This window comes from Acanthopleuribacter pedis (genome assembly GCF_017377855.1).
Lineage (GTDB): Bacteria > Acidobacteriota > Holophagae > Acanthopleuribacterales > Acanthopleuribacteraceae > Acanthopleuribacter > Acanthopleuribacter pedis.
Genome location: NZ_JAFREP010000033.1, coordinates 18,505 through 37,430 on the forward strand (window position 1 = coordinate 18,505; position 18,926 = coordinate 37,430).

Annotated in this window: 15 protein-coding genes; 7 read left to right on the top strand and 8 right to left on the bottom strand. The window is 57.6% G+C overall.

All coding sequences use genetic code 11. The features are described from left to right. Positions 1–207: 207 nt before the first annotated feature. Positions 208–1,506, top strand: a complete 1,299-nt coding sequence (locus J3U88_RS27335) for a PQQ-binding-like beta-propeller repeat protein (RefSeq protein ID WP_207862189.1) — start codon at positions 208–210, stop codon at positions 1,504–1,506. 124 nt (positions 1,507–1,630) lie between these two features. On the opposite strand, the gene J3U88_RS27340 is transcribed toward J3U88_RS27335, so the two are convergent. Then, entirely contained in the window at positions 1,631–2,587 is a 957-nt protein-coding gene (locus J3U88_RS27340; protein ID WP_207862190.1) for an exonuclease/endonuclease/phosphatase family protein, read from the bottom strand. Positions 2,588–3,683: 1,096 nt separating this feature from the next. On the opposite strand from J3U88_RS27340, the gene J3U88_RS27345 reads away from it, so the two are divergent. Further along, positions 3,684–4,016: a putative signal transducing protein gene (locus tag J3U88_RS27345; RefSeq protein ID WP_207862191.1), complete on the top strand. Its 333-nt coding sequence runs from the start codon at positions 3,684–3,686 to the stop codon at positions 4,014–4,016. 113 nt (positions 4,017–4,129) lie between these two features. Here J3U88_RS27345 and J3U88_RS27350 read toward each other — a convergent pair whose 3' ends face one another. From J3U88_RS27350 to J3U88_RS34795, 3 genes are all read right to left on the bottom strand, one after another. Further along, positions 4,130–5,311: a DUF1579 family protein gene (locus J3U88_RS27350; protein WP_207862192.1), complete on the bottom strand. Its 1,182-nt coding sequence runs from the start codon at positions 5,309–5,311 to the stop codon at positions 4,130–4,132. A gap of 12 nt (positions 5,312–5,323) precedes the next feature. Next, positions 5,324–6,556, bottom strand: coding sequence for a PQQ-binding-like beta-propeller repeat protein (locus tag J3U88_RS27355; protein ID WP_207862193.1), 1,233 nt, complete (start codon positions 6,554–6,556; stop codon positions 5,324–5,326). A gap of 331 nt (positions 6,557–6,887) precedes the next feature. Then, positions 6,888–10,307, bottom strand: coding sequence for a M4 family metallopeptidase (locus J3U88_RS34795; protein ID WP_207862194.1), 3,420 nt, complete (start codon positions 10,305–10,307; stop codon positions 6,888–6,890). A gap of 732 nt (positions 10,308–11,039) precedes the next feature. Between J3U88_RS34795 and J3U88_RS27365 the strand changes: the two genes are divergently transcribed. The 4 genes from J3U88_RS27365 to J3U88_RS27380 all read left to right on the top strand — a co-directional run bounded on the left by J3U88_RS27365 (position 11,040) and on the right by J3U88_RS27380 (position 15,065). Further along, positions 11,040–11,591, top strand: coding sequence for a DUF4178 domain-containing protein (locus tag J3U88_RS27365; protein WP_207862195.1), 552 nt, complete (start codon positions 11,040–11,042; stop codon positions 11,589–11,591). A gap of 80 nt (positions 11,592–11,671) precedes the next feature. Next, positions 11,672–12,499 (top strand): hypothetical protein, encoded by an 828-nt coding sequence (locus tag J3U88_RS27370; protein WP_207862196.1) that lies wholly within the window; start codon positions 11,672–11,674, stop codon positions 12,497–12,499. Between the two features lie 22 nt (positions 12,500–12,521). Beyond that, positions 12,522–13,367, top strand: coding sequence for a DUF350 domain-containing protein (locus J3U88_RS27375; RefSeq protein WP_207862197.1), 846 nt, complete (start codon positions 12,522–12,524; stop codon positions 13,365–13,367). A gap of 99 nt (positions 13,368–13,466) precedes the next feature. Then, positions 13,467–15,065, top strand: coding sequence for a polyamine aminopropyltransferase (locus tag J3U88_RS27380; RefSeq protein WP_207862198.1), 1,599 nt, complete (start codon positions 13,467–13,469; stop codon positions 15,063–15,065). 5 nt (positions 15,066–15,070) lie between these two features. Here J3U88_RS27380 and J3U88_RS27385 read toward each other — a convergent pair whose 3' ends face one another. Genes J3U88_RS27385 through J3U88_RS27395 form a run of 3 tightly spaced genes read right to left on the bottom strand, consistent with a single transcriptional unit; the run spans position 15,071 to position 17,589 of the window. Further along, positions 15,071–16,156, bottom strand: a complete 1,086-nt coding sequence (locus tag J3U88_RS27385; protein ID WP_207862199.1) for a ferredoxin--NADP reductase — start codon at positions 16,154–16,156, stop codon at positions 15,071–15,073. A 2-nt stretch (positions 16,157–16,158) separates the two neighbouring features. After that, on the bottom strand, positions 16,159–17,322 hold the full coding sequence (locus tag J3U88_RS27390; RefSeq protein WP_207862200.1) for an aromatic ring-hydroxylating oxygenase subunit alpha: 1,164 nt from the start codon (positions 17,320–17,322) through the stop codon (positions 16,159–16,161). Positions 17,323–17,331: 9 nt separating this feature from the next. Then, positions 17,332–17,589, bottom strand: coding sequence for a hypothetical protein (locus J3U88_RS27395; protein ID WP_207862201.1), 258 nt, complete (start codon positions 17,587–17,589; stop codon positions 17,332–17,334). Positions 17,590–17,886: 297 nt separating this feature from the next. Between J3U88_RS27395 and J3U88_RS27400 the strand changes: the two genes are divergently transcribed. Continuing rightward, positions 17,887–18,486 (top strand): TetR/AcrR family transcriptional regulator, encoded by a 600-nt coding sequence (locus J3U88_RS27400; RefSeq protein WP_207862202.1) that lies wholly within the window; start codon positions 17,887–17,889, stop codon positions 18,484–18,486. A 14-nt stretch (positions 18,487–18,500) separates the two neighbouring features. Here the strand turns inward: J3U88_RS27400 and J3U88_RS27405 are convergent, their stop codons facing one another. Next, positions 18,501–18,923 (bottom strand): RidA family protein, encoded by a 423-nt coding sequence (locus J3U88_RS27405; RefSeq protein WP_207862203.1) that lies wholly within the window; start codon positions 18,921–18,923, stop codon positions 18,501–18,503. Positions 18,924–18,926: the final 3 nt, after the last annotated feature.

Here is an 18,926-nt window from a genome sequence, read left to right on the forward strand (position 1 = left end):
CTGGTGAAAACCAAGTGGTTCGGTTTCGCGTAAGAAGCAACGTCTCAGTATGTGCATCAATGTCTACCATGGTGTCTCGCAGAAACATCCCTTTCGGTGTTTGACCCGGTTGCCCACATGGCGTGTGAGCCCGTTTTTTGGGTGGCTTATGTGGCGTCGTCTCGGTGTGTGATGTGCCTTAAGATCCCATTTTGGAGGTTTGATACGATGGATCGTGTTTACCGATTCCGCGTTTTTTGGATTAGCTGCTTGCTGATCGTCGGCGGCATGCCCGCCTTGGCCGCCGGCAAAGCCGATTGGCCTCAGTGGCGTGGCCCCGCCCGTGACGGCATTAGTCCCGCGAAAAAATTAATCACATCTTGGCCCGAGGGCGGCCCGAAATTGCTGTGGCGCAATTCCGGCCTCGGTTCCGGTTACAGCTCGCTTGCCGTGGTTGGCGACGCCGTCTACACCATGGGCGATGTCGGCGAGGAACAGTTTGTCATTGCCGCGAGCAGCAAAGACGGCAAGGTGTTGTGGCGTACCAAGGTCGGCACCGCCTGGGTGGACCAATACGGTGGCGCCCGCTCTACCCCCACCTATGACGACGGCCATATCTTCGCGATCTCGACCGCCGGCCGGCTCGTGTGTTTGTCTGCCAAAGACGGCAAAGAAGTGTGGGGCGTTGATCTCGCCAAAAAGTACGGGGCCCGTATGGCCGCCGGCAACAATTACGAGTGGAAATTCTCCGAATCACCCCTCATCGACGGTGATCGCGTGGTGGTTACCCCGGGCATGGCCGACGCCGCGCTGGTGGTACTCAACAAAAAAACCGGCGCGGAAATCTGGAAATCCTCCTACACCTACAACGGTGAGAAAGGGGACGATGGCGCCGGTTATTCTTCCGTGGTGATTTCCAACGGCGCCGGTGTGAAACAGTATGTCCAGTTGATGGGCCGCGGCATCATGGGTTTCGACGCCAAAGACGGCCGTTTCCTGTGGAGCTACGACCGGATTTCCAACAAAATCGCCAACATCCCCACGCCCGTGATCAGCGGTGACTATGTGTTCACCTCAACCGGTTACGGCACCGGCAGCGCCCTGCTCAAGCTCAAGAAAAAAGGCAACGGCGTTATGGCCGAGGAAGTTTACTTCCTGACCGGCAAAGAGTTGCAAAACCACCACGGCGGCGTGATTCTCTACAAAGACCACCTGTACCTGGGTACCGCCCATAACAAGGGATTCCCCGTGTGTGTCGATCTCAAAACCGGCGAAAAGAAGTGGGGACCCGAGCGCAACGACGGCATAGGTTCCGCCGCCATTTCCATGGCCGACGGGCACCTGTACTTCCGTTACCAAAACGGGTTAATGGTTTTGATTGAAGCCACGCCCGAGGGTTACAAGGAAAAAGGCAAGTTCATGATTCCCGACGTGGGCAACTTCAGTTGGTCCCATCCGGTCATCGCCCACAACAAGTTGTACCTGCGCGAGCAAGGCAACCTGTTTTGCTACGAGCTGGCCAACTAATCACCCTTCCCGCGGCGTTACACGCGGATAAAACACAAAAAAGACCCCGGTTTCGCAAGAACCGGGGTCTTTTTTTATTTTGGGTCGGGTGATTGCCCCGGGTTGGGTCGGTGGGCATGGCGATTTAACTGCCGCCCGAACCCGCGAAGACCAGGGTGGTTTTGATGGGTTGGTGGTCGGAATGGGTGGTTTTGAGGGTGATGTTGCGCTGTTTTTCCGGCGTTGCCGTGTATTCATCGAGTAATTCGTCGGAGATGAGAATGTGGTCGATGTCGTTCCAGTCGAGGTCGGCCACCGAACCCGCGGCGTGGCTGTAATCCTTGACGCCGTTGCTGTCGCGATCACTGTACAAACCCCAGGCGGCCATTTCACCGTCGGCCCCGCCCGCGTCGGCCACGTTCATGTCACCCAACACCATGACCTGATCGTTGCGGTAGCTTTTGTGTAGCGCCTCCGCCAAGGTGTGCATGGAAGCACGACGACGGTTTGTGCCGTCTTTACAGCATTTGAGATGCAGGCACACCAGGCGGATCTGGGTGGTGGTATCGCCGAGTTTGACATCAGCCGTCATCATGAAGGGGAGTCGGCCGGAAGCAAAACGCGCGTCATCGGCGGGAACTTCCTCCGTTAACAGCGTTTGAAATTGCACGTTGCTGAAAACCGAGGCCTTGTAAACGAAGGCTTGGCGCTGCGCGGGGAAGCGGGTGAAATCGGGGTTCCACCAGAATGAGAACTTTTCGTTGTAGCCACCGGCCCAGGTTTCCTTGTCGAGGCGGTTGAGTTCGTTAAGCAAATCGGTGAACGCGTCGCCGTTGACAGGGTCGACAATAATCTCCTGTAGGGCGTAGACCGCGCCGCCGCCGTCAATGATGTCTTGCGCGGCTTGGCGGATTTGCGCGGTGCGGCTAATGTCCAGTTTGGCGCGCTCGGGAGCCCCTAACCATTCAACGTTGTAGGTGACCACGCTAAGGGCGGTGGAACTGGTTCCGCCTGGCTGCTCGCCGCCGGTCGGAACTTGGGCAAATAAAAAGGATACCGCGAGCGCAACGATGGTGACCATCTTTGCAAGAGCGCTGTTCATGGTGGAAATCTCCTCAGGTGAAACAAAAATGATGCAGAGGGCGGGACATATTGCCGCGACCGAGTCGTTGAATAGGACATTCCCTCTGACCGAAATTGGGCAATTCTTGGTGGCGCACTTGCACAAGTATCGGCGCATCCTGCGCCAAGTATCGGCGCATCCTGCGCCAAGTATCGGCGCGTCCTGCACCAAGCATTGGGCTGCAACGTCCAGAAAAAATGCTCGACGTCCCTTCTAGGTACGCGTCGTACGCGACCCCGGTGCACTTTTTTCAACACATTCTGCTCCAAACCTTGGCGCGTCCTGCGCCGATACTTGCACAATTGCATCCACGCGAATCGCACACTTTAGGTCTAAAAGACATACACGCATATGCCAACCAAAGGTTGCGTTATGCGCCTTTCCCGTGGTCGTCGCGAATAAAGCGCCGCGGGCATCGAATGCAATGCGGTGGGAAAGGTTTGAGATGCGTGCCTCCAAGCTCGCTGGGAAAACAACCCAGGAACCCTAGCATCTGCAGCCTCATACCGCCTCAAGTGTAAAGTACGCGCGGCGCAAGTGGACAAACTAAAAACGATTGAAGCAGGATTGGGGTGGGAGAACCTGTGTCGGCGGGCGGTATTTGTGGATCGAATGGCGGTTTTTTGGTGGCCGATGCTTCTGTGAAAAGGTTGTGTAAAGCAAGGGCCCTGTTGTTGTGTTTTCTCACCGTAATCTTGCCAAAGGCCCTGGGTTTTCCTCCGAGAGATAGCCAGGGAAAAGGCGTCTCCCCGCTGGGGTTGTGACTGAGTTATCCTTGAGAATGTACCTTGGTTAAATTTTTCCTTTGGCGGGGCGCGGCAAATTTTTTGCAAAAATTGAGAGCAGTCTTGATAAAATACCCTTCCAGAGCCACTTTCATTCTGCTCGTACAGAATGAGAAACCGTTGTGATGGGCGGTTAAACAAGGGAAATAAAGTCGATTTTTCGATCATCGATGCTTTGAATTATCTATGCAGCTTCATCCCTGCTCGTTTAAGGCAATATTTTGTCCGCGCTTGGCCGTGTTGGGCCGGCGTTGTCCACCCTTCACACGCTGATTCCATACGGGGGTGACATGCATAGAATTCACGCCACCAATGATTTCTCTGAGCTGCGCTATCTACAGAGTTTGCTGGAAGCTAAAGATATTGAGTACTTTACCAAAGATGAACACCTGATGGGGCTGGGCACCGCCGCCGGCGAGGTGCCACCTTACAAATGTCCGATGGAGATCTACGTGGTTGAAAAAGACCAGGTAAATCTGGCCAAGCAATTGGTTCGTCGCGCCACGGGCAAGGTCTCCATCATCCTTGAATCATGGACATGTTCGTCTTGTGGTGAGCAGCTGGAGGGGCAATTTAATGCCTGTTGGCAATGTGCCAACGCGCGTTATCCATCCGCCGGATGACCTGGTTTATCCGCGATTCACCAAAACCCATCCAGCTTCTTCATTAACCCAAAAAAGGGCGGGCCGCGCTTGGCGAACCCACCCTTTTTGGCATGTCGTACTTGGTGCCGACTTTATTTTCGTTGGTAACTCAATTCGGTATGGACTTCCCAGGTTTCGCCTTCGTCGCGGGACGAGGCACATTCCAACTTAAAGGCCGTGTCACTGAGTTCTTTTAAGGTGACGCGGTCCATGATCGTTTGCGCGCCCGCCTTCCAGGCGCTATCGGTTTTGGTATTGTCCCATTGCCATTGGTCTTCCGTTTTAGCGCCGGCGAGAATGGCCGTGTTATTTGCGTAATTATCCGTTTGCATGATGAGTAATCGGTCGCGGCTACGATCATAACTATATTGTCTGAACATTTCCCTCGGGACGCGTTTCCCATAAGCAACCGTTTCCTGTAGGACTTGCCCGTCCAACGCGCGGTGAATGACCGAGGTAACCTGGTGTTCGTCCCAGGGTTGGCGGGGTGATGATCGTTGTTTGACCGAAACCTGCCAGGTCCCTTCCATCGCCATGAGCGGTTTTAACGGCTCGGGGGTGGGGCGTCCAAAGGAGGTCGCGCCCAAGTCGGGATTCACCGTGACCTTTTCCACTTCCAATACGCGGTGGCGCGTGTGGAATTCGGATTCAATGCGGTGCGGTACCACCAGATCACCGACTTTTTTGAAATCGTCAAACCAGGTGTTTTGTACGGTTGGGCGGCCGAACTCGGAGCCCGTCGCCACGCGCGCGAATTCCAAATGGGTATCGGGATCCAGGTACCAGGTTTCCACATACCCGTCTTCGCCGTTGAACTCAAACACAAAACCTTCTTGGCCGTCCAAATCGCCGCGGCCCTTGTAGCTCATGGTGAGGCCGTGTGCTTTGTAATCGAAGAAGGGGGTGGCCATGGGATGGTACATGCGTTGCCAACCGCGGTCTACCGCGCCCATCGGCGTAATCCAGTCGGTGCCGTACCAAGGGTTTGACCACCAGGCGGACTGGCCGTCAAAGCCCATTTCCATGGGGTTGTCGCCCAAGGTCCAGCGCATGTGGACTTTGTTGGGGCGCTGCTTTTGGAGGACGAAGGGGTGGGTGATGCTGAACCCGGTGAACTGTCCTTCGAGTTGTAGGGTGTTGACCTTGGCCCAGGCCGCCGCGCCGCCGCGGGCTTTGAGGTGGGCTTGGACAATGGCGTCGCCGTCCTCGGCCCACGCGATGGAGACACAGGCCGACAAGACGAAGAGGACGCTGGTTCGAATAAAATGTGCCACGACGTAACCTCCTTATTTCAGCCGGATCGCGGTCATGTGGGTGCCGTTACGGGCGAGGAGCAGGCCTTGCGCCAGGGAAGGGGCCGTCCAGCATTTACCTTCCAAAATGGGGCTTTTCCCGATTTCCTCGTACTTTTCACCGTGGGCTTTGACCGCCACCAAATCGCCGCGGTCGCTGATGATCCACAAGCGGTTGTCGGCAAGGATCAGGGAGCCTTTGCCGAAGCCCCGTTTGGCCCAGCGCGTTTTTCCGTCCGCGGCCGTGATGCACTTGAGCGTGGCATTGTCGAAACCGTAGATGTGTTTGCCGTCGGTGACCGATGAGTTGAAGTGGTTTTTCATGGCGCGGTTGCGCCACACTTCTTTGACCGCGACGGGCGTTTGGGTGGCGTCGACTTCGACCATCAAACCGCCGACATCGCCGGAAGCGGAAACAAACACGCGGTTGTCGCCGACGACCAGTGGGTTGGCCACGCCGCCCGGGGTCCATTCTGTTTGCCACAGGACATTGCCTTTGGCGTCGATGCCGCTGAGTTGGGGGCCGCTCAAAATGATGTATTGGCGGTTTTTGTTGAAGTCGACCGCGACCGGTGACATGTAGCCGTTACCGGCGGGAATCCCGCGCCAAACTTCGCTGCCGTCCACAAGGGAAACGGCCAGGTACCCCTTCTCATTTTGACCTGGCAGGTCAACGAGGACTTGCCCGTTATCGATCAGGGGCGAGGTGGAAAAACCAAAACGCGGCACGGTTGTTTCGGCGTTTTCGCCCACCAGATCGTGTTTCCACAAGGTATTCCCTTTCTTGAGGTCCAGGCAAACCAAGTGGCCGTAGGAGCCAAGCGCGACCACTTTCCCTTCCGCGATGGAGGGCGTGGAACGGGGGCCGTTGCCGAACTGGTTCACAAACTCGTTGCCGAGCTCGGCGCGCCAGCGTTCTTTGCCGTTTTTGATGTTGTAGGCGGCGACATATTCTTTGCGTTCACCCTCCGCGCCGTCGGAGAACTGGGTGACCAAAAATTTGCCCTCAACCGCGATCCCGCTAAAACCGGGGCCGATCGGTACTTGCCAGGCGACCTTGGGGCCGTCTGCTGGAAAGCTTTGAATCAGGTTGGCTTGAGTTGACGTGCCGTTCTGATGGGGCCCGCGGAATTGGGGCCAATCTTCGCCTGCTTGTAGGGACAGCGCCGAGCAGACGAACAAAAAAATAGGAATTAAACGTTGTGGTTGAGAAAACCCAATCTGCAACACACACCTCCACGCAAAAGTTGAGACACCGGGGCTATTGTTTAACCCGCGTAAAAAAGCCTGAAAAAAGATCAAGGGATGGTTCTGTCATCATATACGCGCTTCGGTGGGGTAGGGATGCAAATAGGTGAGAAAAAGGATCTAACCCGGTCGTTGACCCGAGGGTTCGGGTTGCTTGGGATAACTATGCTCCTTGAAATCGGCCCGGGTTTCCGCGAAAGCCTGGTTGGTGTGAGAACGGAAAATGGATCCGACGCACCCATTGGGGCGTGCCGGATCCATTGTCCGTCTAAACAAAAGAAATGGGGTTCCGTTGCCCGGCGCTATGGCGCTATGGCGCTTCCTCGAGCCATGCCTGCTCGCTCAAGCTGCCGTCCGCGCCGGTTTTGCCCAGGACCACCGCGACCAAATCGCGGTCACTGGTTAAGGCCGCCTGGACGACACCCTCGGTCAGGCGAGGGTTGATGGGTACCAGCAGTTTGGCTTGGGGTGCAAGCGCTTTGTCCAGTACTTCCGTGCTAAGGACCGCGCCGGCCGCGTCGAGCAGCGTGAGGCTGACCTGGGCCGGGGCGTCGCCGCTGTTGACGATCACCATGGCTTCAAAAACGTCCGGCGAGGGTTGGAAACGGAAATCGCGGCGGGCGTTTTGGAATGCGCCAATGGGTGTGCGTTCTATTTTGGAGAAGTGGGGGCGGTACTCGGCGCCGACCTGAACCGCGCCCTCGTAAGCGATGCCGAAATGGCTGACGGCGTCGTTGTCGAACAGTTTTTTGGCGGTGGTGCGGTAGGTCGCGCCGGAGGTGAGGACAATCCGCCGCGCCGCCAAGGCCAGGCCGTCTTGGGTGTAGGGTTGTACGAATACTTCTTGGCTGTCGGTGCCCGTGTTGCTGAGGTGCAGGACGGTTTTGTAACCACTGTTGCGGCTGCTGACGTGGGGAATCCAGTCGCGTGTTGCGGGTTGGCCGGCCTCGCCTTGGGTGCGGCAGCGGAGCAGACGAACCTCGTCGATGTACCAACCGTGGGCGCCGCCACAGGCGTCGGTGCCGAGATCGAAGCGCAAACGGAGGCGGTCGCCGCTGTTGACCAGGCCGGTCAAGGACAAGGTGGATTGGGCCCAGACACTTTCGTTGTTGGTGCCGTCGGTGGTGCCGTACCAGGCGACTTGACCCTGCATCGGGTTGGTGTTGCCAAAGCGCTCTTCGATGATTAAACCGTTGTATCCATTGTGGATGCCACGCTCATATGCGATTTCTCGCCAGGCGCCGTCGTTGGTTTGCAGTTTGATATTGCCGCCGTCCCAGTTCCATTCAACCGCGAGGTAATGGTCGAGGAACAAAACGAGTTGGTCGCCCGCGTCTAACTCGGGGACCGTGATTTCGGGAGAGATCATGCTGGTGAGGCCCGTTTGAGATTGGGGACCGCAGGTGGTGGAGATAGGGTTGGGCACGTACATCGCCTTGCCGGCACGTCCGTTGGGCAGCATCTCCGCTTGTCGCCAGGGCGTGGGGATGAAGGTTTCGCTGCCCGGCGTGTTTTCTAATTGCCATGCCGAGGTTTCGGTTTCGAAATCATCCTCGAACAGGGTTTCCATCTCGGTTAGAGCACAAACCGCTTTGATGTCGCTGTCCATAATGGTCAGGAAATCGCACTGTTCAGCCGGGTCCCGCATCTCCACCGCCGCCAAGGCTTTGGCGAGCTGGTCCAAGTCGTCCTCGGTCAGGGCGACCTCGGAAAGGCTCGCATAATGGGTTTCTTCGATGGCGAGTGGGGTCAGTGGCTGCCCGAGCAAATCGCGGGCTGCCTGTTCGAGCGCATCGGCGTGGTCGGCAAAATCGGTGTCCGGTACCTGGTAGAACCGCATCGCACGCCAGTAAATGTGCAGGGCCTTCTGCATGCCGATCCCGCGCACGGTCCGGCCGTTGTAGGTCCCGCCGTCGACCAGGAGGGCAAAGGCGTGGTTGGGGATGCTGCTGTTGAAGTGGACGCCGCCCGCGTCGCCGCGACTACAGAAGTACTCTTTGTCGGAAACCTTGCCGGGATGGCCCATGGTGGTCGGGGTCCACATATCGCGGCCGAAGGGACCGCCGAGTTCTTCACCCTGGAGCCAGCGGTAGGTATTGTCGATGCTGCCCGCGTGGACGCGCATGTCGATGGTGACACGGTCGCGTTCCAGTGCGTCGCGCATGGCAACCCCTTGGCTCCAGCCAACCATGATGACGGGAATGTTGATGTCAAAGTCGAACGTGGTGCCGAAGGGTTCCGGTAAATCGCTGGTATTGTTGTAGAAAACCACGCCGACGGCGCCCGCCTTTTGGGCGTTGTGGGCCTGCAGGCCGGGATCGCAGGTACTCAACCGCATCAGCGCGACTTTTCCGCGAACCTCGTCAGGATTTTCAATGGTGAGGCAGCCGGCCGAAGGCACAAAACTTCGGTCGCGTACCGTGGTCAAGTCGCCGCGAAAGCCTTTTTGGATCAGGGGGATGCCGAATCCGCCCGCGGAGGCCGGATAACTGCCGCGCAGGTCGCGCGGGTGGCTGACATCGAGCAGCGCGGGTGCTTTGCGGAACAGCGAAACCCCGTTGTCCGTGCGCGGCGTGGAAGGTTCGTCGAGCCCAATGGTATTTAACTGGTCGACCGCTTCCCCGAAAATATCCGAATAAGCCTCGTTTAATGCGCCTGATTGCCAACGATAAATGAGGTTGTGCAGGTGGGTGGTGTAGGCGTGGGTCCACTCGTGGGCGATGACGTCGTCCACCGCAAAGCCGGCGCAATAGGTGGTGCGCCGACCGTCCCAAAACGCGTTGGGGCAAGGCACAAAAGGCGCGTTAAATTGACTGGTCATGGTGGCGCCTTTGCCGTCGTAGGACAAATAGGTGCCGCCGCTCAGTGCTGCAAAAAGGTGGTAGGTGTGGCCGGTGGCGTTGACGAGGTTGTTGACGATTTCGCGCCAGTGACCGCGGTAGGGTAAGCTTTGGCCCTCGGACCATGAGAGGAAACGGTCGCCGATGGGGCCGCTGTACACGCGCCGATCCAAAAAGCGGTGATGGGCTTCCAGGCTGTCGACCAATTTGCCGCCGTGTGCGCCGATAAAAAGTTCTTCCCGCGCAAATTCGGGGTGTCCGGTGGTCACCCGCCACACCAAAAAGGTGTCGTCGGCGGTGCCGCGTTCCAGGTTGCGGCGGTACACCATGAGTTCCGGTTCTTCGACGACGATGGCGACCGGGTCGTTGGTGCGGTGTTTGTGTTCGTAGGCCAACTGGGCGCGATGGGCGGCTTCATCGGGCATCAGCCGCGGGTTGGGGTCGAGCAGCCGAATCGGTACGAGGGTGCCGTTGACCGCCGTCATTTTTCCGTTGGGCCGAAAGTGGAAGTTCAGGCGCGCGGCGAAAACAGGGATGCCGTGGTAATGCTGGTCGAAACGCTGATGGGTAAAGCCGTAAGGATCCTTTTGAGGCGGCATGGCTTCCAGTTCGCGCGCTGCGTCTGCCAACCCAAATATGGCGCCGTGGCGGGCGAGAAACAGGCGTGCTTGTTCCGCCGCCGGCGCGGGTTTGGCGCCGCGGTCTTCAATGGGCGAGGTCGCGAAGCGGATGAACCGCGGTAGACCGGTCGCCTTGTGGGTCGCCACGTGACTTGTCTTGCCTTCTAGCGCCTGGAGCGCGACCTTCGCGGCCGTTTTTGAATCTGAATCGGCCGCCCACAACAAACTACCCATCATCACGGTTAGGAGACCCGAACGCCAACCTTTCATAACAGCACCCTCGCTTGTGGCTTACTCGTTGAGACAACCGCATCGAAGGGTCGCCCCATCGGCAAAGGGGGTCCCAACCGAGACGGCGTTTGGGACGCGCTGTGCCGAGGCGGGATCGCGTGCGACCAACCCGAGGGTCGCGACGGGATAGCCCATGCCGCACTTTTTACCCAAGGTGTCGCCGTGGGCGGTCCCTGTGAGAAAAGTGGGCTGAGAACCGGCGACCCCCTCACCGAGTCGTCGGCTCCTGTGATTCTTGTGTGAGAGACATGTTTCTCTACGGATGGAAACGATTGGCACGAAAAAGTCACCCAAAGGCCTTTGTGGGAATCGGGCAAAAGGTCGCGTCGGCGAAGCCCCCCGCCGGCAGAGACCAAGGCCCGGAAACCCGTTTTTTGGGTTCAGGATGGTGCGCAACCCGAGGTCGCGCGGTGAATCATGGTGTTGGTTATCTTTAACCTAGTGGCTTCCTCGCGGCATTGCCGGCCTTTTTGTGAAGTTTTGACGATTTTTCCCTTTTTTCAGCGAACGGCGCCTGACCAGGGCGCCCACGTCGGTAAATCTCGCGAACCGTCTCCATCGGTACCGCGCCGAGCAAACATGGTGGAACCAGTCGTTTTCGACGCCCTTGCAGAACGCTTGTGTGCAGTGCCGGCAAAGGTATAAACTGGGTGCAAACAAAACCGTTTATCGTTCCGGCGTGCCCGACCGGATCAGTTGGAAGGAGATTCCATGGGATTTTTTGACCGTTTCAAAAAGAAAAAAGAAGAGCCGGCGCAAATCGACCCGCTGCACGACCTGCGCCTCGACAAAATGAAAGTCGGCTATTTGGTCGATTACTCCGCCAAAACTTGGGAAGTCGTGGGGTTTAACCTTTACGAATTTGGGCCGCGCGATACCGCCGAGGAATGGTCCTTGCGTGCCGACGGCGCCCTCTGTTTCCTCGAGCGTTACGAGGACGACGAGGTGGAGTGGAGTTTTTGCAAAAAAATTCGCATCGCCGCCATCGAGGAAAACGTCACTAAACACATCCAACAGTTTGACGAGCCTCCGCGCAAAATTACCTACCAAGGCACCACCTTCACCCTCGACGAAGAAGACGGGGGTCGTTACCTGGAAGGCGGCCGCCCGCCCGGGCAAGAGTTTTTGGCCTGGACCTTTATCGACGACGAGGAAGAACAATTCGTGACGATTGAGCAGTGGGGCGAAAACGATTTCGAAGCCGCCGCCGGCTTTTATGTCGAGGAATACGAATTCACCAACATCTTGCCCGGTGTGCGCTAAACACCGGCATGTTTCGCGCGTTTGGCGCCTTAGCACACCGCTTAGCGCCTGTGATCGCCAAACGCATCAAGGAGAGTCTTTTGAACACCGCTTCCATTCGATCCCGTGTGATGGGTGCCGCCGTTTGTGTGCTGATGTTGCAGGCCTGCGGCGGCAGCCGCTCCGTCAACGGCCTCAAGGAAACCATCGAACGCTTCAGCGAGATGCCCGAATATTCCATCATCCTCGACGACATGAAGGTTGAGGGCAACTTCGTCAAAACCTACCTGCACCGTTACCGCGTCTACTACGCCGTTAAGATTCCCGGCCAGACCGAAGACGTTCAGTTCCTCGATATCAAAACCGAGTTGCTCGAGGTCCCCGAGGATGTCTACAAGCGGCATGAACCCGATTTGGGCATGGTCATCGCCATGAAAACCAGCGACGGCCGCACCACCACGACCCCGCAGCCGGCCGGCTATCAATATGTCGGCAACCCGCGCTACGGACAATGGCAGACCAACAGTTCCGGCGAAACGTTTTGGTCCTTTTACGGGAAATACGCGCTGCTGCGCGACGCCTTCGATGTATTTGATCGACCGTTTAAGCGCAAGTACTACAACAACTACCACAATAACTACTACAAAAACAAAACGCCTTACTATGGCTCTGGTAAAGTCAAAACCTACGGCACCTACGGGACGAGGACGCAAAAGACACGACCCAACTTTTACCAACGCGCGCAACAACGCCAAGCCCAGAAGAAAAGCAGTTTTTCCAAGAAAGTAGCTGATCGTACCTACGGCCGTAGTGTGACCCGTTCGTCCAACACGACGCGTACCTCGACCTCGCGGAGCACCACGAGCCGCACCAGCCGAAGTCGTATGAGCAGCTCGCGCAGCCGCGGCTTTTCACGTGGTGGTAAGTAACCCCTAGCGGAGGAATCGTTCCATGACCCTTGATCAATTTTTAACGTCCCTGGTGTATCTCGGCTCCGTTCTGGTGTTGTTTGTGATTGGCAAATTTGTTTTTGATTTGCTGCATCCCCGCTTCAAATTAAAAGAAGAATTGGTGGAGAAAGACAATTTCGCCATGGCCGTAACCCTTGCTGGTTACATGCTGGGTTTGGTGTTCGCCATCGGCGGGATTATGTCCGGTGAGAGCAACGGCATCGTCAACGACCTATTCGACATTTTCTTTTTTGGTTTGTTTGCGGTTGTCCTGTTAAATGTGGCAGGCGTGATTAACGACAAGGTCATGCTCTACAAGTTTGACAATGTCAAAGAAATCATCGACGACCGCAACGCCGGGACCGGTGCCATTGTCGGCGGTAACTACATGGCCGTCGGCCTGATTTTCGCCGGCGCCTTTTCCGGTCAAGACGGCGACTTAATCACCGGCTGTGCCTTTTGGTTGTTGGGCCAAGTCGTCCTAATCCTTTGCTCCAAAATCTACAACTTAAGCGTGAAATTCGACCTGCATGACGAGGTAGAGCGCGACAACGTTGCCGTGGGTGTGGCTTTTGCCGGCATTTTGATCGCCACCGGCAACATTTTGCGTATTGGGACCAGTGGTGACTTTGAATCCTGGCAAGAAAACCTGGTGGGTTTTGCGGCCTACTCGGCGCTCGGTTTGGTGATTTTGCCCTTGCTGCGCATTGCCACGGATCGCCTGTTGCTGCCGGGTGCCCGTTTAACCGATGAACTGGTCAACCAAGAGAAACCCAACGTGGGCGCGGGTTTGATTGAGGCGACGTCGTACGTGTGCGCCTCGCTCCTGATCGCCTGGATTTTGTAACCCTTTCGCTCCTGTGCGGTCCCGAATACCAACTTCCGGCGGGAGGTTGGCCGGGGGCGCTTGCCCGGCGACCCGTTCCTTCACAAAGGCTAAACACCTATGAATACAAGCTCTTTGCCCGACCAACCGGCCGCGCCTGAATCCGCCGAGGCGGCCTCGCCGCGGCTCGGCGGAACCGTGCTTAAACTCTGTATCTTCGCCACTGGGTTCTCCGGGATTGTCGCGGAATACGCGATGGCCACCCTGGCCAGCTACCTGCTCGGCAACGCCGTGTTGCAGTGGACCCTGACCATCTCGCTGATGTTGTTCGCGATGGGGGTCGGCAGCCGCTTTAGTCAGTATGCCGAGGATCGCGTCTTGGAAGCCTTCATTTGGGCCGAGCTGGGGTTGTCCATTTTGTGTGCGATCAGCGCACCGCTGATTTACCTATTGGCCGGGTTTGTCGAGAACCTCACCCCGTTCATCTACGGTATTTCCATGGCGATTGGGTTCCTGATCGGGCTGGAAGTACCGCTGGCGACACGTATTAACCAACAATACGAGGAGTTGCGCGTCAACATTAGCGCCGTGATGGAAAAAGACTATTACGGTGCCTTACTCGGCGGCCTGTTGTTCGCCTTTGTCGCGCTGCCCTATCTCGGGCTGACCTACACGCCGATCTTGCTGGGTTTGGTGAACTTGGTTGCGGCACTGGCGCTGACGCGGGTGTTTGGGGCCCAATTGGCCGGACGCAACATCCTGAATTTTGCCTTTGTGCTATTGTTCCTCGGGTTTTTCCTTTTGACCGCGGTCGCCGAACCCATTGTCATGTACGGGGAACAAAAAAAGTATCGCGACAAAGTGGTGTACCAGGAACAAACGCCCTACCAGCGCATTGTACTCACCCGTTGGAAGGATGATTATTGGCTGTACCTTAACGGGCACCAACAATTCAGCAGTTACGACGAGGCCTTGTACCACGAGCCCTTGGTTCACCCGGCCATGGGGCTGAGCGCGAGCCATCGTCGCGTGCTGATACTCGGCGGCGGCGACGGCCTCGCCGCACGCGAACTGCTCAAATACGACAGCGTGGAAACCATTGTATTGGTTGATCTGGATCCGGCCGTCACCCGTTTGGCCAACCAACACCCGTTCCTCAGCGAACTCAACCAGGGCGCCTTGCAAGACCCCCGCGTTCAGGTTGTCCACGGCGACGCCTACAGCTACCTCAAACAGACCCAAGCCCTGTACGATGTCATCCTAATCGACCTACCCGACCCGAAAACGGTCGACCTGGCCCGACTTTACACGGTGGAGTTTTACCGGCTGGCCGAGCACCATCTCGCCACCGGCGGGGTGATGGTCACCCAGGCCGGCAGCCCTTTTTTCTCGCGCCAAGCCTTTTTGTGCATTTGGAATTCCATGGCCGCCGCCGAGCTACAAACCACCGGTTTCCACAACCACATTCCCACCATGGGTGAGTGGGGCTGGATCCTCGGTTGGAAGGTGCCGCCCCAAGCCGCGGTCGATGTGCGCGCAAGTATTCTGGCCTTACCGGAGCCGACGGTCCCGACCCGTTACCTCAACCGCGACGCGATTCAGAGCATGTTCCATTTCGGCAAAGGCGTGGTCGACGACCGCGAAAAGGTCCCGGTCAACCGCGAAAGCGACCTCGTCCTCCAACGTCTCTACAAAGGCGGCCGCTGGGATTTTTATTGAGTGCGCTAAAAACGCACGGCGACTTGGGCCTCCGTGGGTTGGGCGCGGCAGGTTAGCACGTAGCCGTCGGCGCGTTCCTTTTCGCTGAGCGCGGCGGCGCCCGGTTGCTCCACACGGCCTTTGGTGCATTTGGCGCGGCAGGAACCACAGACGCCGGCCTGACAGCTAAACGGGGCTTCGACGCCTGCCGCCGTCATGGCTTGGAGTAGGGTTTGGCCCGCCGCGACCGGGATTTGGGTGGTTTTGCCCGCGAGGGTTACCGAAAGGGTGGCGGCTGAGCCTGTTGATCCGCCCTTTTTTGCCGCGGCGCCGAAGCGTTCGCTAAGGATGTCGCTTTTGGCCACGTCGATCTCCCCCAGCGCGTTGATCACGGTGTCGATCATGTCGCCCGGCCCGCACACCAGGTAACGCACGGTTTGGTTGGGGGGCGGGTTGGCAATCGCCCATTCTTTGACGCGCGCGCCGTCGATGCGGCCCGTGGCACCGGTCCACCGGGGTCGGGTTGAAAACATCGCGCGCCATTGGTGGGAACGGGGACGACTCAGGGTGATGTCGACCTGGAGGCGGCCGTGATGCTTGGCTGCTAAGTCTTCCAACGCCTTGGCGAAGATGATGTTGTCCTCGTCGCGGCAGCCGTACAACAGAAAAATGTGGCTCGTGCTTTCGGTCGCCAGGATTTGTTGAACCTGCGCGAAGATCGGGGTGATGCCGCTTCCCGCCGCGAAGGCGTAGTAGGTACGGTGGTTTTTCGCCTGGATGTCGGCGCAAAAATTACCTCGGGGTGGGCTGACCAACAGGCTGTCGCCCACCCCGATGTGGTCGTGGAGGTAGTTGGAAACCAGGCCGTTTTCCACCCGTTGCACCGTGATCGACGGCGAACCGCCCGCGACCGGGCCGGTACACAGGGAATAAGCGCGTTGCACCTGTTTGCCGTCGATGATCGGGTGAACGGTGATGAATTGGCCCGCGCGCCAGGTGAATTGGGGCTGCAGTTCCGCCGGTACCGCGAACACCAGGGTTTTGGCGCGTTCGGCGACCGCGTGTACCTCTGTGACTTTGAGCGGGAAGGGGCCCCGTGGTGGTTGTGGCATGGTTACACTTCCCAGGCGGCGGGTGGTTTCACCTCGGCCCTCATGGCTTCTTCAACCCGTTTTTGGAAGCCGGCCACCGAGGCTTCTTGTACCGCGGCCAGCGCACCGATTTGGTACAGTGGCGACGCCATTCCGCGCTGTTGCGCCTCGCACACGTAAATATCCTCGGCCATGACATCACCGCTTGCCATCGGGTCTTCCGCGTCCCCATCCGCGTATTTGGGTTTTTTGCCGGTGAAGGCGCTTACTGATCGCATGACCTGTTTGCTGTATTCCCAATCGGAGGCCGGTTTGAGTTTGGTGCGGGTGACCACCCGTGTTTTATCGGCGGCCATGGGGATGATGTGGAAGATCGTCCAGGTGGACTCGGTTGCGGTGATGCCGAGGTTGGGGAAAAGCAGCGGGACGTAGGCGCCGATGGGCATGGCCTCGGTGAAATGGTCAATCACCGGAGCCGGTGCCTGTTTCTTGAGGTTCGCGGCGTAATCGTCGGTGAGCGGTTCATAAAACCAAAAATGTGGGCCGACAAAACCCGTTTGCTGCCGGTCATGGTCGTACATGGTCAGGGTTTGCGAATGGAGGTGGGCCAAATGGTAGCCGTCGATGTAGTTCTCGGCCACGATTTTCCAGTTGGCGTTAATGACGTGATCCGTGGCGCCGTCCGCGTATTCCACCAATTCCTCCGGGCGGTGGGGCCCGATGGTGTGGTCGACGCCCTGCAACCACTGGGGCAGCGGGGTGGCGTTGGGATCGGGATGGACCCAAATCATGCCCAGCCAGGTTTCGATGGAGGCTTTGAACAGACAAAACTTTTCGCGATCCAGGTTTGGGAATTCCTCCGCCTGGCGGGGGACTCCGATCAGTTCGCCGTTCAGCGAGTAGGTCCAGTCGTGGTAGGGACAGGTAATGGTTTTTTCGGCTTTTCCGGTGGCGCGCAACAGTTGAGTGCCGCGGTGGCGGCAGATGTTGTGGAAGGCGCGCAGGCGGTGGTCGCGTCCCTTGACGACAAAGAGGTTGTAGGGGCCGACTTGGTGGGTCATGTAACAGCCGGGTTTGGCCAGGTCCTCGCTGAACCCGAGGAACTGCCATTGGTTGGCGAAAAGGGTTTGTTGCTCGCGGTCAAACCATTCGGCGGAGGTGTAGGCTTCTTTGGGTAAGTGAATCATAAATCCTTCCTAGGTCAGTTTTTGCAATAAGGGTTCGATCAGCACGTAGGCACTGAGGACGAGCAGGGTTACCATCACGATCCAGTAGAGGACGGGGTCCGTGTCGCGACGGAGATGTTCGATGAAATGGGTTTCGCCGGTGAACAAGTCGGGTATCACCCAGAAAAGATAAAGCAAACCCCAAACCCAATTTTGGTTGGTAAATGCCGCGGCATAAATCAGGGCGAGCCCGATCAATGTGCGGCGCTTTTCAAGCAGCGCGGCCATAGGAGGTTCCTTGGAATGATGAAGATTTGATTGCAGCATACCCGGATGTTGGTGGTTCGCGCACCTGAAAACGGGTGGACCCGCCGAATCGAACCCCGTCGGCGAGAATAGATTGTCAACTGCGACAAAATATAGAGTGCTTGTTTTACTTTGTCAAACGTGACAATTTAAAAAAAGAGCCGCCTTGGGTGGTTGCACCATCCCACCCGTTCATCTATCTGAAACCTTTTCGGGGCCGACGACGAATCTTGGTGAGAAATGCGGGCTAGGGCTCAGCGGTCCGTTAGGAGGTTTGCCATGGGACGCAAAAATATGTCGGAGGAACGTCGGGCCATGATCCTCGACGCCTTTGAGGTTTGTGTCGGCAAATACGGGTTCGACGGCACCTCGTTGGAACGGGTGGCCGAGCAGGCGGGGTTTCGCCGCGGTTTGGTGCGCCATTACCTCGGTAACCGTGACGACATGGTGCTGGCGTTGGCCAAGCGTATGGTCGCCCGCTACTACAGTCAGGTAGACGAACTTTTGGCCCATATGGGCGCGGGCTTGGATGTGGCGGGCGTGGTTGCGTTGTTTTTTCCCCAACAAGACGAGGATCAGGGCGACCACGAGGTGATGATGATGGAACACCTGATCGCGGTATCGCGCCGTTATCCCGACATTCAAACGATGTTGACGGAGTGGCTCGATGATTTTGTGACCCGTCTGGCGGCGGTCCTCAGCGGGATTTATCCGCAAGCGGGCGAGGAACGCGCCTGGCAGGCGGCCTATGGCTTAATTGGGTTGTATTTCAACGAGGAATCGATGGCCTCGGTTCAGTTGCCCGCGCGCTACAACGAGGCGGCGCGCCAAAGCGCCACCGCCTTGTTAACGCATTTGTTAACCGCGCCAAAGGTTTAATCGCGCCGTTTTGGTCAAACGGTGGCGATCACCTTAAATTCAACGGCAATCGGTGTCGGGAGGGCGCCGACCTCGATGGTGGTGCGGGTCGCGCCGATGGGGGCGAAGGTGTCCGCGTACACTTTGTTAAAAATGGGGAAGTCGTCCTTCATGTTGGTCAGGAAAACCTGAACGTCGACGACCTGTTCGAGGCTGCTGCCCGAGGCTTCCAAAATGATGCGGATGTTGTCGATCACGGATTGGGTTTGCACCGCCACGTCGTAGGCGGTAATTTCGCCCGCTTCGTTGAGGGTGACACCGGGAATTTCTTTGGTGCCCGGTTTGCGGGGGCCGACCCCGCTTAAGAACAGCAGGTTCCCCACTTTGCGGGCGTGGGGATAGGCGCCGACCGGTTCCGGCGCTTTGTCGGTGGAAAACGATTGGCTCTGTTCGCTCATGCT